The sequence below is a fragment of the Paenibacillus brevis genome (genome assembly GCF_018919145.1).
Lineage (GTDB): Bacteria > Bacillota > Bacilli > Paenibacillales > Paenibacillaceae > Fontibacillus > Fontibacillus brevis.
The window spans coordinates 20,184-34,825 of the sequence record NZ_JAHLQJ010000019.1 but is presented as its reverse complement, the minus strand read 5'-3'; the positions used below and the strand labels follow the sequence as shown (position 1 = coordinate 34,825).

The following is a 14,642-nucleotide window of genomic DNA, read 5'->3' as shown; positions in this document are numbered from 1 at the left end:
GTTTTTAAGAGGAGGAATACGATGAAACTCAAAGGAAAAACAGCCAAGCTCGCTATCGCAGCCCTGTCCACAGTAATGGCCGTATCATGGGGGAGCTTCAGCGGATTTGTCCCTCGGGCAGCAGCCGCAACTTCAACGGAGATCACTGCGGGAGTTGCCCAGGAATATGAATCGCTGTTCCAAGCCGGACAAATCATGGAGGTAAAGGTGACGATTGCCGATGAGGACTGGACAAGCATATTGGCAAGTCCGCTCGATAAGGAATATAAAAAGGTAACGGCCGAGGTTAATGGAAGCGTGCTGGAGAATATCGGCTTTTCTACCAAGGGCAATCTGACCTTGAACTCCGTGGCTGGCATGTCGGATTCGGATCGTTACAGCTTCCGGATCAAATTCGACAAATACGATAAAAAGCAAACTCTGTTGGGGCTGGACAAGCTGGTCCTGAACAATAATTATTCGGATCCTTCATTTATGAGAGAGTATCTGCACTATGAAGCGCTACGCTCCATTGGCTTGAATGCGCCGCTCGTTACTTTTGCAAATTTGTATATTAACGGTGAACTGTATGGCTTCTATACTGCGGTAGAAGCTGTGGACGATTCCTATATGGAACGAAATTTCGGTGAGGATATGCTGGAGGAAGGCACCCTGTATGATACAGAGGCCGGGACTACCCTGCAATACAGTGAAGACAGCGATTACGGCACAATCAGTCTGGATGCCGGCAAGGATGATGATAAAGCTTCTCTCAAAAACTTCATTAAAGTCCTGAATGAAATGCCCGCCGGTGAAAAGGGAGATATTGAACAGGTGCTTGATGTTGACTCTGCCCTGAAGTATATCGCAGCAAATGTAGTCTTCGGCAACTATGACAGCTACAACGGCGACAAAGCACAAAACTTCGAGCTGTTTGGAGACAAAGACGGCAAATTTACGGTCATCCCGTGGGACTTCAATATGTCATTCAACGGTTACACAGGGGGACAAGGCATGTCTCCAGGCGCCACTGGCACATCCAGTAACAGCAATGCCACAAATGTATCATTAGATGCCCCGGTGCTGGGAGTCAGCATGACTCAACGCCCTTTAATCAATAATCTGCTGCAAGTAGCCGAGTATAAGGAGAAATACCTGTCGTATGTGTCCGAGCTTGTGGACTATATGAGTGACATCGAGCAAAAGATTACTGGCCTGGCTGATTTTATCCGTCCCGGCGTAGAGGCTGATCCGACTAAATTCTATACCATGGAGCAGTTTGAATCCAATGTGTCCTATTCTATTGATTCGGGCATGAACGGCGGGTTTGGGGGGACGCCTCCACAAGGTACGATGACTGAGCGGCCGCAAGGTGCGGGGACGACACCGCCGCAAGACAGCGACAGCGCAGACGCTAATCCGCCAAGTCTTCCAGACGGTACAGCTCCGCAAAGACCAGCTGACGGTGCGGCTCTCCCTGAGGGCAGTGAAAATGCAAATGCCCTGACACCTCCAACCGATGGAGGAGCCCAATTCGGTGGCAGAGGCGGTAACTCTCTGATGGCATCCGGGTCCATTATGACCTTCGCCCTGAATCGGCTTGTGAACCTGCAGGAACAGCTCGGCCTCCCGGTCACGAAATTGCCAGAGGCTGCTGCTTCCACCGCTACAGATTCCGCTGATCCTGCGGTTACTGAGAATACTGCCGCAAACGCTGGAGGAATTCAGGTCAGCATTAACGGAAAAGTCATGTTATTCCCGGATCAGCATCCCATTCTGCAAAATGGAAGTGTTCTTCTTCCTGTCAGCGAGCTTGTGAATGTGCTCGGAGGCACTGCATCATGGGACAAGGACAAGGGGACCGTTACGATCGAGAACGGTTCTACCAAAATAACATGGATTGTAGGAAGCAATAAAGCTTATGTTAACGGTAGTGCGGTTACATTAAGTACCCCTGCCGGTATTCTATCGGGGAGAACGATGGTTCCGGTTCGGTTTTTATCCGAGCGGTTGGGTCTGACTGTGAAGTGGGTTGACTCCACCAAGACCGTCCTCGTTACCTCCGAGGCTTCTGATGAAGCGTACAAGTAAAAAAGACGGGCCCGCTTATGCTTATTCCGGGTCCGTCTTTTTCATCCTCTTCCGCTCTCACATGCTCTGTTTCTGCTTGCCTTCCTGCAGCCACTTGCTCTCCCATTCCCGGTATTTGGCCCGGCGTACCTCCTCGAGCTTTTGCTGTTTCTCTTCGTTGACGCCGAGAATAAAATGCAGATGCGCTCCAATGACTAGGAAAGCAAATAACGCCCACACAGCACCAAAGGCGGAAATCCAGCCGGTTCCCGGCTCGAAGGATATCATCGGCAAGGCATATACCAGCATGGCAAGCGCGATAATCAGATACATGAAATGCTTGAGTTTATTTGGCTTCTTTACCGTCTTCATATTAAACAGCAGCTCCTTCTTCATCGAATCTATATTTCTACTCTATGAAGGATGCTTTGATAATATGAATATTAGAGGTAGTTCAAAAAGTCATCTTTTGATCACGAAGTATTCCAAGAGGTTGATTCGACTTCGAATCTTGCGTTCACCCTAGAAGTCCGGTACTCATGCAGGGTTCTCCTACACTCCGTTCCTCCTTCTTCGGGTCCTCCCAACCTTCTCGGTGCTAAAAACCTGACTTTTTGAACTCGCAATATTACATTTGGGTTCCGTATAAATGCTGGAGGCTGTCCGTAATAATTTTATTAATATCTTGAATCGCCACACTCAGCCGGCGTTCGGCTTCAAACAGTCTGCGAATCCCAAGGTTCATGCTGAGCACCTCAAATCGCTTCTCCATCGTCTCCATTTCTTCTTGTGAAGGCATATTTCCCGCCATCATCATCTGTTGAAGCTCATTTTGCCGGGTGCGAAAATCATCAAGCATTTTCTTGCTTTCAGGATCCGCCTCTACCAGCTTCATGGCTGACTCAACATCCTCAACTTCCTTGCTCTCACGAAGTGCCTTCGCCAATTCATTTGCCTTGTCATAAATATTCATTGCCGTTCATCCTTTCAAATTGTTCTTCTGTTCCTTGTTCTTTGTTAGTCCTTACCTCGTCCAAATAATGAACAGTGCCTGAATCAGACCGATCATCCCGCCCAGCAGCACGCCAAGCCACGTAATGGCTCTGAATTCCTTGCCGGATAAGCTAAGAATGATCTCCTCCAACCGCTCGATCGGGAACTTCTCGACCTGTTCCTGCACCAGGGACGGAAGCCGGACCGCTTGAAAAGCAGCAGGAAGGAGCCCGCCAATCAGTTCAATGGCCTTCCCGGTAATAGAAGGAATCCATCTATCGGCCTTTTCCTTCCAAGGATCGATCAGTTGTCCCACCTCGAACTGTTCAATTGAGCGAATCCATCCTTCCACCGGCAGCCGTTCACTTTGTTCATTCAGCCAGTCCAACGGTTCCCGTTCCATGATAAGCTCCAGCAGCTCACCGGTCTGCTGTTCACCGAATTGCTCCAGCTTATCACTGATCAGGGCAACCAATTGACCTTCCAGCTCTTTTCCATGAAGGGTACGCAGCAGCACCGGTGTCAGCTTGCGTACCAGCTTATCTTCATCCACGAAGATTGCCGCCATCGCCCCGAGAAACCCGCCTGTTTTGTCCACCAGTTCCCCGGCCAGCTTCGTCAGCAGCTTCTGCCCCGCTGATGACAGCAGTTCATCCTCAAGTGAACGGATTACGATCTCAGCTGCCTTCCCGCTCCAACGCTTGCGGTTCTCCTCCGTCCATCCCGGCACAACAGCCTTAAGTTGACGGGAGCCCAAGTCTTGCTTCTCCCATAATGCTCTCAATGCCCGGCTGGCGGCTGATCTTCCTGCATCAGACACTTCCAGCTTGAGCGATTCCCATTTTTCCTCTGTGATCCAGCGCAGCAATATCTCCCGGACCGTCGATTGGCTATCGGCAAGCTGGAAGAATGCTTGCTTTATCCGCTCCTCTGCTTGCGCTCGAAACGAAGGGCGCAGCAGAAACTCCTGAATCCCTTCGGGTGTAACCAGATATTCGGCAACTACTTTCCCCAGGGATTTTGCGATATCATCTCGTCTTTTAGGGATCAAGCCAGGCGTAAAGGGGACATGCCACTTGCCAATATACACGGCTCTTCGGGGGTGAAACAACATTTTAATCGCGTAATGGTTAGTGATTCCGCCTACAAATCCGGCGACGGCTACCGTTACGAGCACATACAGCCAGTCGTCCACCTTGAACTACCTCCTTCATGCTCCCCGGCAAATGGCCCATGGGTAATCACCAAGGGTTCCGGGTTCTCATATGATGCATTACATGCGCTTATGCAGATGAACTAATTGGTATCCAAGACCATCAAGCCACAGGCTTGGAAGGAGATCCGCTTCATGCCCTCCAAAAAGTTGAAAATCCAAATCATGAGTCCGAACCTACTTGAAAGCGACTATGTTGTACTCGGTGATCAGTTGATCAAGCAATGGCGAATACCGGTTCATCATCGCATGCAGCTGGTATTCGGATCGCTCCGGCAAACCGTCAGAGTCGTACCGTTGGCTAAGTTTGACGGAATACGGATCAGCCAGCAGCTTGCCGCTCAGATGGGTGTTCAGCCCCGTGCTTCGCTGAGGCTGACTTACCGTCCTCATTCGACAACCCTGCAATTCGGGCCGCTTCTTGGTGTGCTGATCAGCAAAGACTACCCGGATTCACCGGAGCGTCCCTTTGGTCCTATTACGATGTTCTGTAAGGAACTCGTCAATGCCTGCCAACTCCAAGGCGTATATGTCTACTTCTTCACAACGGACCAGATCGGAGCAAATTCATCGAGCGTGTCCGCCTGGGTCTATGGAGACGGATGGAAGAAGTCCCAAGTACCGGCGGCCGATGTATTTTACAACCGTCTAACCTCAAGAAAGCTGGAGAATAAACCTAGCGTACAGCATTTCCTGAAGGAAGTAAAATCCCGCTATGGCAGCCACTTTTTCAATGAAAAGTTTCTGGATAAGACAGAAGTGTTTGATGCGCTCTCCAGAGATTTCAGCATCTCGAAATACTTGCCGGAATCCTACGCCTTCCAAGGTCTGCAAACCCTCAAGGCCATGTGCGCCAAGCATCCTGTTGTATTTCTGAAGCCGATAAAAGGCAGTCTTGGCAAAGGGATTATTCGGGTATCGCGGCTGGAAGGAGGGGCCTTCCAGACCCAGACTGCCCAAGTAGGAGGGACCCGGCGGCAGGTCTATCCCAGTCTCGCCAAATTGTATACCGCATTATCCGGAAAAATGAAAGCTACCCGCTATCAAATCCAGCAGGGGCTTTCTCTCATTGAAGCAGATCGAAGACCGATTGATTTTCGGGCTCTGGTCCAGAAGAACCTGTCCGGAAACTGGAATGTCACTTCTATTGTTGCCAGAACGGCGGGAGGCCATCATTTCGTCTCCAATCTGGCTCGCGGCGGGTCCTTGAGCACAGTCAAAGAAGCCGTACTCAAATCCTCGCTTCCCTCCGGTTTGAAAGGGACGATTCCTTCTAAGCTGCGTAAGGCCGCCTTGTATATTGCAGACGCTGTTGACCATCAGATTCCCGCCCACTTTGGCGAGCTCGGGATAGATCTGGCCGTGGACAACGCCGGGCATATCTGGCTGCTGGAGGTCAACTCGAAACCATCCAAGAACGACAATACCCCCATCGGGGTCGGTAAGATCCGTCCGTCCGTCAAGCAAGTGGTTGAATATACCCGCTATCTGTCCGGCTTCTAGGAGGTGCTTAGAATGATCAATAAGCGGGCCCGCGGTATGCTTGGGATTCTGGTACGCGAAGCAGACGGGATACTTCCCTTCTCAGAAGCGGATTTTTGCAGAAGGCTGTGTCTGATCGGTCAACGCCGCGGGATGAAGGTCTATGTGTTCACCCCCTCTTCGGTCAGTGCCGGCCAATCCTCGATCCGGGGATTCTGCTTCGAGAACGGGAGCTGGCAGCAGAGGATGTATGCACCGCCTGACATCGTCTATGATCGCTGCTTCTCGTACGATCGAAGAACACTTCATCGCAAGCACATTGCCATGAAACGGCTAGCTGGTGTTCATCAATTCAGCTATCTGACCCGTGGTCTCTCGGGAAAGTGGAACGTTCACCGGGCCTTGCTTGGATGTCCCGAGCTGGTCCCGTACTTGCCCGATACTTTGCCATACCGCACAGAGAGTCAATTGGAGCTGTGGCTCGATTCACATCAGGGAGAAGCCTTCCTGAAGCCTCAGCATGGTACGCATGGCAAACGAACCTTGCATATCATCAGCCCATCCTCATCTGAAAAGCTATTGTTAACCGGGAGGGACGGGCAAAATCAGATTCTTCACAGGCAGTTTCACTCCCGGCAGGAAGGCTTGAACTGGATCCATTCCTTTATCGCGAACCGCCCCTATATTATGCAAGCCTATCTTGAACTCGTAACTTCCGGCAAAGAGCCGTTTGACATTCGTGCTTTGATGCAGAAAAATGCCCAGGGCTGCTGGGAGCTCACCGGAATGGCTGCCAGGATAGGTGCCAAAGAGACGCTCACCTCTAATCTGCACGGAGGGGGAGTCCCCCGGGAGGCGGAGTCGTTCCTTCGCTCCGAATTCGGTATTGGCCCGGGAAGCCGGATTGCAGACACGGTCCGTGAATTATCCGGGAAGATCCCGGTCTGTCTGGAATCCCGCTTTGGCCGGCTGGCGGAGCTTGGCATCGATTTCGGAGTCGACCGGTCGGGGAAGGTCTGGGTGCTGGAGACCAATTCGAAGCCTGGCCGTTCTTCCTTCTTCCGGATCGGGGATGCCGTCAGCGCCAGAAAGAGCTTCGAAAATCCGATTTTATATGCCCGTTATTTGCTGCTGAGCAAACCTTGAATAAGGCACGTAAGACTTTTTTAGGAGGAAAAATTCATGAGTTTGACTTTTTGCAACGTCCATTTCACGCAGCAGCCCCAGAGGGTCGTCTACGTGTCCGGATCCTTGATGAAAAACTTGAAGCTGTCGGGGAAAAAATCGGTTCATCTCAAGTTTGGCGGTGAGCGGGTTCCCGCAGTAATCAAGCCGATTAACAAAGCGGGAAAGCATCTGTATCTCGCATCCGGGATTCGCAGGGAGATGCGGATTCCGAAAGCCGGCGGCGTCTTTCTGCGCAGCCTTCAGGAGGGAGAAGTTCAGATCGGACCGCTTATCGGCGTTCTCTCTGACGGCCCTACCTCCTCGGCAAGCAGCCCATTCGGCTCCAGAACCGGATTCATCAAGCAACTGCTGCGTTATGGCAGCAAGCAATCTTATATTTTTGCGTTTACTCCAAGAGATATTAATTGGGAAGATGAATCAGTGAACGGATTTTTCCTGAATGAAGCCGGAAATTTCACCCGCAAGAGAGTGCCTCTTCCGGATGTGGTATACAACCGGCTTCCCAGCCGCCGTGCGGAAGTATCCAATTCGATCACCCAATTACGGGAACGATTCATACGCCGCCGGATTCCGTTCTTTAATTGGAGCTTCTTCAATAAGTCCGATGTATATCGCATGCTGGAGAAGGATCAGATCGTTAACCGGTATGTTCCGGAGTCCATCATGAACCCTTCTCCGGAGCAGATTCGGGACCTGCTCGACAGGCATTCCCTGATTTACTATAAGCCGAATAACGGAAGCTTGGGCAATGGAATTTACCGTTTATCGAAGCAGACCAAGAACGGCTACTATGCCAGATACCGTAAGCAGGGAAGGAATGTGCTGCTTCGCTTCAGCAGCTTTCCCAGTCTGATGCGTACCCTGCAGGCTAGACATGGCCGGGCGCTTCAAGGTTATGTTGCCCAGCAGGGAATCAGGCTGATCGAAATTGATAGCTGTCCGATCGATTTTCGCTTCCATATGCACAAGAACGGGCGCAATCAATGGGTCGTCGTGGGTATCGGAGCCAAGAAAGCAGGCAAGGGCAGTGTCACAACTCACCTGAAAAACGGCGGATCCCTGCTGACTCCTGAACAGGCGCTTAGCCGCACCTTCGGTCCAAGAGCGGAGGAAGTACTGAGGAATGCCAAATCAGTTGCGATCACCCTAGCCGAAGCCATTGAGATTCATCACCAACACCTGATCGGCGAGATCGGGTTTGATATCGGGATCGACAAGGAAGAGAAAATCTGGATGTTCGAAGCGAACGCCAAGCCGGGAAGATCGATCTTCAAGCACCCCTCCCTCCGGGCTGAAGGGAGAGCATCAGTGGAGCATATCCTTGAACATTGTTTATACCTCAGTAAATTTCGGAGGAGGGAAGCCTGATGAACCAGATTTCAGGTGATCAGAAGCCCGTCGTAGCGGTGCTGACGATTGAAGATAAGGTGGAGCAATTCCGCGGCAACCGAGCTAACTTCCGGGATCTTCTCCGTACAGGCAGAGAGTTGGATTTCCCGGTCTATGTATTGACTGTCAAGGATCTTAAGCTGTCAGCAAGCCGGGTCAGAGGGTACGGATACAACCCGGAAGAAAAGGAATGGAAGCGGCAATGGTTCCCGCTTCCTCAGGTAATCTACAACCGGATCCCTGAGCGTGAGGATGAGAAAAGACCCTCTGTCCGGAAAAAAATAGCTGCCTGCCTGAGACATGCCGACATTCATTTGTTCAACCCGTATTTCTTCAATAAATGGGTGCTGTTCGATTGGCTTAAAAAAAATCACAGTACCCGCACCTTGGTGCCAAGAACAAGACGGCTGCGCTCTCCGCACTCGCTGGAAGAAATGCTGCTTGAGTACCGCAGTCTCTATCTGAAGCCCGAGAGCGGAAAAGCCGGAAAGGGAATTATGCTGCTTCAGATCGACGAGAACGAGAAGAAGGCTTACCGCCTTACCATTCAGGGAGTCAAGCAGCGCAATATTGTATACAGAACCGGCAAGCTCACACTGCTCTGGAAAAGGATCAAGCGCGAAACTGAAAAGACGCCGTATATCGTTCAGCAGGCCATCGAGCTGGCCTCTTATAACGGACGCCAGTTCGACCTGCGCACGCTTGTGCAAAAGAACGGAAAGGGGACCTGGCTTGTCACCGGCATAGGGGCCCGCCTGGCTGGATATCATCGGATTACAACCCACGTTCCCCAAGGAGGCAGCGTCGAGGATCCGGAGAAACTGCTCATCCCCGCCTTCGGTCAAGAAACAACAGGCTATCTTATGAATCGGTTGAAAACAAGCGCCGTGCTCATCGCCAAACAGATCGAGAAGGCTTCCAGGAATCAGCTCGGAGAGATGTCGATGGACTTGGGGATCGATACGGAAGGAAAAATTTGGTTCTTTGAAGCCAATGCCAAGCCAATGAAATTCGATGAACCACATATCCGCAAGAAGTCACTGGAGCGTGTATTTCAGTACAGCCACTATTTACACAGACAAGGGAAGTTGTAATCCCGGAAACGAGGTATCTCATGCTGATCAAGGAATGGCAGCCGGAAGAAGGGGAGAACTGGGAACTGCAGCATGGTCAGCTTCTGACCTTTGTCCAGAGATATACCCGAGGAAGGTTGACTGCCGAAAGCTACCATCAACTGATGAAGCTGTCCCGAAGCAAGCTCCTTGCGCCAGGGTCCTCTCTCCTGTTTGCCCATATTCGTACAGAGGATGGACCTCTGCTTGCCGGACTCTCCTGCCTTACTGACCAGGGCAGGGGAGTTAGCGTTGTCGTTGTAAATCCGTTCTATCGGAACCTCGGAATCGGTTCCTCTCTGCTCTCGCGTCAGCTTGCCCGCTTGGGCGAGATTACGTGCCTTGTTGCCCCGGATAATCCGGCCGGCTTGCAGATGTGCCTGAATGCCGGCTTGTCGGTCGCCCGAATTATACGGTCCCGCAGCAACAGAACACTTCTGGAATGCTGCGGGAAACTGGCGACAGTTGCGGATCGTGCTCATTTATCACCCTATGGCCTGCACAAACCCGATAAAGTAGGTGATTAACAGATGTCTCAGCCGGTTCTGGGAATTCTGACTTTATATTTAAATGACAAGAAAAGGCTTGAGGAAAGACATGTCTACCAAAAAATGATTATAGAAGGAAGCAAGCTAGGACTCGATGTATACGTATTTACTCCTATGGATGTTCATGGACAGAAATCCATGATTCATGCGCTCATCTATGATCCAAGAACAAGAATCTGGTCCCGAAAATGGCGCGACTTTCCGGACCTTATCTATGACCGCTGCCGCATCCAGCGAAGTAAAAGATTCGAGCAGCTCAAGCAATTCAGGCATCGTTACGGGCATCTAAGCTTCCTGAACAGGCCGCTTCGGGATAAATGGACGATCTATCAATTGCTCTCGAGAAAAGCTTCCTTCCGCTCCTATTTGCCTGAAACCGTCTTATTCCAGAACAGCTCAGATCCTGTACGGCTCCTTCACAAGCACTCCTCGATTTATGTCAAGCCGATTAACGGCACCGGCGGCCGCGGCATTTTACGGCTGGAGCGGCTGGAGAAAGACATGGTGCTTGTTCAGGGACGCAGGCAAAGCCGGGCCATTATTCCTGCGCAAAAGCTGCCGATCTCACGGCTTGGATCCTTGCTCCACAACTGGAAGGGCAGCAGCCGCTTCATTGCCCAGCAGGCCATCCATATTAAGCTGCCTGACGGCAAGGTGCATGATTACCGGATGCTAGTACAGAAAAACGGTGAAGGACAGTGGGAGGTTACCGGGGGAGCAGGAAGAATCGGGCCGGCACGAAGCGTCACCTCCAATTTGCATGGCGGGGGCAGAGCCATTTCCATGAACAGACTGCTAAGCCAATCCGGACATTCCGAGGAAAAACGGATCCAGATCAGACGCACTGCGGAAAAGTTAAGTTTGGAGGTGGCTGAATATCTGGAGTCATCTATTGGCGCTATCTGTGAGCTTGCTCTTGATTTGGCGATAGACCGAAGCGGAAACGTCTATATTCTTGAGGTTAATCCTAAGCCGGCCCGCGAAGTATTCATTCAGACCGGGGATAAGGAAGCTTACCGGAGAGCCATTATCAAGCCGCTGGAGTACGCCTTGTGGTTATATAACAGAAAAGCCGCCCCTTCTTCTTCTTGAAGGGAGCGGCTTATTCGAGCTCTCTGCTATAGATGAGACTGCTCAAACAGCTCAAGCAATTCTTCAAAGGAGGAGATCAAAATATCGGATCCCTCCAGCTCATGATCATGACCAAAACCGGCATAGGCGCAGCCAATCACTGTCTGATGATTTTGCTTGCCTGCCTCCACATCGGACGAACGGTCTCCCACCATCCATGCCCGGTTCACACCATGGCGGTCCAGAAGGAGCCTGACCAGTTCGGTCTTGGATGCTGTCTGATATTGGCCGGCACTGTACAAGCCTTCAAATAAATTCGCTATGCCATGGGCTTCCGCAACGCCCTTCACGTAATGCTCCAGGCCATTGCTCGCAACAAACAACCGGACTCCCCGCTGTTTGAGCTTGATTAATGTATCGGCTACGCCTGGATAGAGCTCGGTGGGATGAGCCTTTAAACCGGCAAGCTCAAACTCCAGCAGCAGTTCATCAGCCCGTCGATGAACTGCCTCGCTGCTATTCGGAATCACCTTTTTCCAAATATCCTCCAGCAGCATTCCGAGACAACTAAGCATATGTTCTTCAGGCGGCGTTGCACCTTCATAAAGCTTCTCCAGCCTTAACTGCTCAAACACCTGATGATGCACCGGTATGAGCAAGGTTTCTGTCTTGAACAAAGTTCCATCCATATCAAAGATAATCGCTTCCGGCTTTGGCAGCCCTGGCTGAATTGTCATTCCCATAATCCCTCCGGTCGATATTTCTTCATCCATGATACCTTGTTTGAAGGGATGTCTCAACGGAATTTATTTTAGTTCAGGGAAATCCGTTTGAGGATATTCCCATTAAAGTCCAGCACCTTAAATTCATCAGCTTCCATCAGACCGTAGGAATGAGGCCATTGCTCCTTGGGTAGCGAGATGGAGCCTGGATTCAGCAAATATATTCCCTCCTGCTTCTCCGCAACAGGAATGTGCGTATGGCCTTGAATAAATATGCTGCCCGCTTCCAGAGAAGGCAGATTGTCCATGCTATGAATATGACCGTGAGAAGCGAAAATCCGCCGCCCCTGATCGTAGATTTGCACATGATCGCCCATCATCGGAAATTGCAGCAGCATCTGGTCCACCTCAGCATCGCAATTTCCCCGCAGCGCAAGAATCCGGTCCTTATACTCATTAAGACGATCAGCTACCTGCGCCGGAGCATATTGCTCCGGCAACGGGTTCCGCGGGCCGTGATACATATAGTCTCCGAGCAGAACGATCCGGTCCGGCTTCTCGAGCTCCACCTGGTCAAGCGCCTTGTTCAGCCAGTATAACGAACCATGGATATCGGATATAAACATGAATTTCATATTTCATAGCTCCTTGTTTACTTTTTGAAATGATATGGAACCGTCGTTACAATCAGGTCCCTGCGATACAACAGAAAAGCTCGAATCAACAAGCTGGACTGGTTATGAAGCGCATTATGCCATTGCTTCTTCGGAATAAACTGTGGAATCAGAACTGTAACCTGAAAGTTCGACTCTTTAGCTTTGTATTCCACGGTATCCACAAACTTAGTTAACGGCTGGATAATGCTTCGATATTGGGAGTACAGCGTTACAAGGCGGACATCAGGCTGCCAGTGACTCCATTTTTCTTCAAACGCTTTTTCGCTTTCCTTATCAAAGGCAACGTAAACCGCAATAATTTGATCCGGATGGAGCGATTTTGCATAATTCAGTGTATTCTCCACCACATGCGTAATCCCTGCAACCGGAATGATGAATACATTTCCCTCAATCGGTTTATGAGGCTCACAGGAGCTGATCCGAAGCTGGTCGCCGACATCTTCATAATGCTTATGGATACTGCGGAAGAACAGGACGATGAGCGGCAGAAAAATCAGCACCGGCCATACCTGCGGAAACTTGGTGATGAAAAATATCATCATAACAAGAAAGCTGATTGCAGCCCCGATGGCATTAATCGTCAGCTTGAATCTCCAGCCCGCAGGCTTCTCACGCAGCCATTTCACTAGCATGCCGGTTTGAGCCAAGGTAAATGGAATAAACACGCCGACCGCATAGAGCGGAATCAGATGCTCGGTTTGGCCTTTAAACATAATAATTAGCAGGATCGATGCGGTTGCAAGAAACAGGATCCCATTTGAATAGCCAAGTCTGTCCCCTCTTACCGTGAACATTCTGGCGATGTATTTGTCTTTTGCCAGATTGACTGCCAACAGCGGAAAAGCCGAGTACCCCGTGTTAGCTGCAAGAACCAGAATCATCGCCGTGATCCCTTGAATAATATAATACATGACTCCCCGCCCAAAAGTAGCTGAAGCGATCTGGGATACAACCGTCTCTTCCACCTTGGGAGAGATCCCATAGTAATAAGCCAGAAATACAATTCCCGAAAACAGGATAGCCAGTAAAATCCCCATTGCAGCAAGTGTTTTGGCCGCATTATTAGGGGCCGGAGACTTGAAGTTCGGAATGGCGTTCGAGATCGCTTCTACACCCGTCAAAGCGGAACTGCCCGAAGCAAAAGCCCTTAGCAACAGGAATAGACTAAGCCCAGCTATAGGCGTGCCAAAGGAAGTATGAAGCTCCGGAGAAATCTGACCTGTCAGCACCTTATAGAGACCTACTGCGATAGTTAGAAACAAAATAGCTACGAACAAATACACAGGATAGGCCAGCACCGAAGCAGACTCGGTAAGCCCTCGAAGATTCAAAATTGTAATTAGTATGACCAAGAGGCACGCGATCAGAACATTATATCCATGCAGGGATGGAAATGCTGAAGTAATAGCATCCGTCCCTGCCGAAATGCTTACTGCAACAGTCAAAATATAATCGACAAGCAGAGCTCCTCCCGCAAGAAGACCGGAATTGACTCCAAGATTCTCTTTGGACACTACATAGGCCCCGCCCCCATGAGGGTAAGCGAAGATGATTTGTCTGTAAGACAGTACGAGCGCAACAAGCAACACCAGAATGCCAATCGCAATCGGAATAGAGAGCCAGTATGCCACCGCTCCCAAAGCCATCAATACCAGCAGAATCTGTTCCGGTCCATAAGCTACTGAAGAGAGCGCATCAGAAGACAAGATCGCAAGAGCCTTCGTCTTATTCAGCTTCTGCTCACCAAGGTCTTTGGATTTTAAAGGCTGACCGATTAAGACACGTTTGAAGAGTGTAAACATAGATGCAACACCACCATGAATTAGAATATGATCTCGGATTGAGGCTGATCGTCCGGCTGTTCTTGTATTTGCGCAGCAAAAAACCGCAGAGGAAAGAACCTCTGCGGCCATTATGAACTGGTCACAGTATCATCCTCTCTCGAACAACGCTTACGAGGTTAGCTGTCGGATTAGGGTAGTGAGAGTCACCCCTCCGCGCTTGCCTGCCGTACCATAAATCTTCGGCTCATGGCTTCCGCGGATTCACCCCACGCACCTTGCCGGAATACAAATCATCCCGCTCAAGAAGCATTCGGTTCCCCCGTTTTCCCCGCCGTGACGGGAAAATTCAGCGAATCAGATATCGAATCCAAGAGTGATATTACTCCTATGGCATGATAATGTAAATCCTTGAAA

At 50.4% G+C, this 14,642-nt stretch carries 13 protein-coding genes and 1 riboswitch; of the genes, 7 read left to right on the top strand and 6 right to left on the bottom strand.

The annotated features are described in order from the left end of the window. Positions 1-21 precede the first annotated feature (21 nt). Positions 22-2,070, top strand: a complete 2,049-nt coding sequence (locus tag KQJ23_RS19020; protein WP_216480485.1) for a CotH kinase family protein — start codon at positions 22-24, stop codon at positions 2,068-2,070. A 57-nt stretch (positions 2,071-2,127) separates the two neighbouring features. Here KQJ23_RS19020 and KQJ23_RS19015 read toward each other — a convergent pair whose 3' ends face one another. The 3 genes from KQJ23_RS19015 to KQJ23_RS19005 all read right to left on the bottom strand — a co-directional run bounded on the left by KQJ23_RS19015 (position 2,128) and on the right by KQJ23_RS19005 (position 4,237). After that, the gene (locus KQJ23_RS19015; protein ID WP_430522318.1) at positions 2,128-2,445 is read right to left on the bottom strand and encodes a hypothetical protein; all 318 of its coding nucleotides are present in this window, start codon (positions 2,443-2,445) and stop codon (positions 2,128-2,130) included. Positions 2,446-2,677: 232 nt separating this feature from the next. Further along, a complete protein-coding gene (locus KQJ23_RS19010; RefSeq protein ID WP_216480484.1) occupies positions 2,678-3,022 on the bottom strand; it encodes a YlbF/YmcA family competence regulator in 345 nt (114 codons plus the stop codon). A 51-nt stretch (positions 3,023-3,073) separates the two neighbouring features. Then, positions 3,074-4,237, bottom strand: a complete 1,164-nt coding sequence (locus KQJ23_RS19005; RefSeq protein WP_216480483.1) for a DUF445 family protein — start codon at positions 4,235-4,237, stop codon at positions 3,074-3,076. Between the two features lie 153 nt (positions 4,238-4,390). On the opposite strand from KQJ23_RS19005, the gene KQJ23_RS19000 reads away from it, so the two are divergent. Genes KQJ23_RS19000 through KQJ23_RS18975 form a run of 6 tightly spaced genes read left to right on the top strand, consistent with a single transcriptional unit; the run spans position 4,391 to position 11,066 of the window. Further along, entirely contained in the window at positions 4,391-5,758 is a 1,368-nt protein-coding gene (locus tag KQJ23_RS19000; protein ID WP_216480482.1) for a YheC/YheD family endospore coat-associated protein, read from the top strand. Between the two features lie 12 nt (positions 5,759-5,770). Next, a complete protein-coding gene (locus KQJ23_RS18995) occupies positions 5,771-6,883 on the top strand; it encodes a YheC/YheD family endospore coat-associated protein (protein WP_249529912.1) in 1,113 nt (370 codons plus the stop codon). Positions 6,884-6,919: 36 nt separating this feature from the next. Then, positions 6,920-8,293, top strand: a complete 1,374-nt coding sequence (locus tag KQJ23_RS18990; protein WP_216480481.1) for a YheC/YheD family endospore coat-associated protein — start codon at positions 6,920-6,922, stop codon at positions 8,291-8,293. Further along, entirely contained in the window at positions 8,293-9,408 is a 1,116-nt protein-coding gene (locus KQJ23_RS18985; RefSeq protein WP_216480480.1) for a YheC/YheD family endospore coat-associated protein, read from the top strand. The genes KQJ23_RS18990 and KQJ23_RS18985 overlap by 1 nt, the downstream gene beginning before the upstream one ends. A gap of 20 nt (positions 9,409-9,428) precedes the next feature. Next, positions 9,429-9,953 carry a hypothetical protein gene (locus tag KQJ23_RS18980; RefSeq protein ID WP_216480479.1) on the top strand — a complete coding sequence of 175 codons (525 nt, stop codon included), beginning with the start codon at positions 9,429-9,431 and terminating at the stop codon, positions 9,951-9,953. Positions 9,954-9,956: 3 nt separating this feature from the next. After that, entirely contained in the window at positions 9,957-11,066 is a 1,110-nt protein-coding gene (locus KQJ23_RS18975; protein ID WP_216480478.1) for a YheC/YheD family endospore coat-associated protein, read from the top strand. Positions 11,067-11,092: 26 nt separating this feature from the next. Here the strand turns inward: KQJ23_RS18975 and KQJ23_RS18970 are convergent, their stop codons facing one another. The 3 genes from KQJ23_RS18970 to KQJ23_RS18960 form a co-directional block, all read right to left on the bottom strand. Beyond that, a complete protein-coding gene (locus KQJ23_RS18970; protein ID WP_216480477.1) occupies positions 11,093-11,782 on the bottom strand; it encodes an HAD family hydrolase in 690 nt (229 codons plus the stop codon). Between the two features lie 74 nt (positions 11,783-11,856). Then, on the bottom strand, positions 11,857-12,402 hold the full coding sequence (gene yfcE / locus KQJ23_RS18965) for a phosphodiesterase (RefSeq protein ID WP_216480476.1): 546 nt from the start codon (positions 12,400-12,402) through the stop codon (positions 11,857-11,859). 17 nt (positions 12,403-12,419) lie between these two features. Continuing rightward, complete coding sequence (locus KQJ23_RS18960; RefSeq protein ID WP_216480475.1) at positions 12,420-14,246, bottom strand: APC family permease; 1,827 nt, start codon at positions 14,244-14,246, stop codon at positions 12,420-12,422. A gap of 131 nt (positions 14,247-14,377) precedes the next feature. Continuing rightward, positions 14,378-14,590, bottom strand: a riboswitch (cyclic di-AMP (ydaO/yuaA leader). Positions 14,591-14,642: the final 52 nt, after the last annotated feature.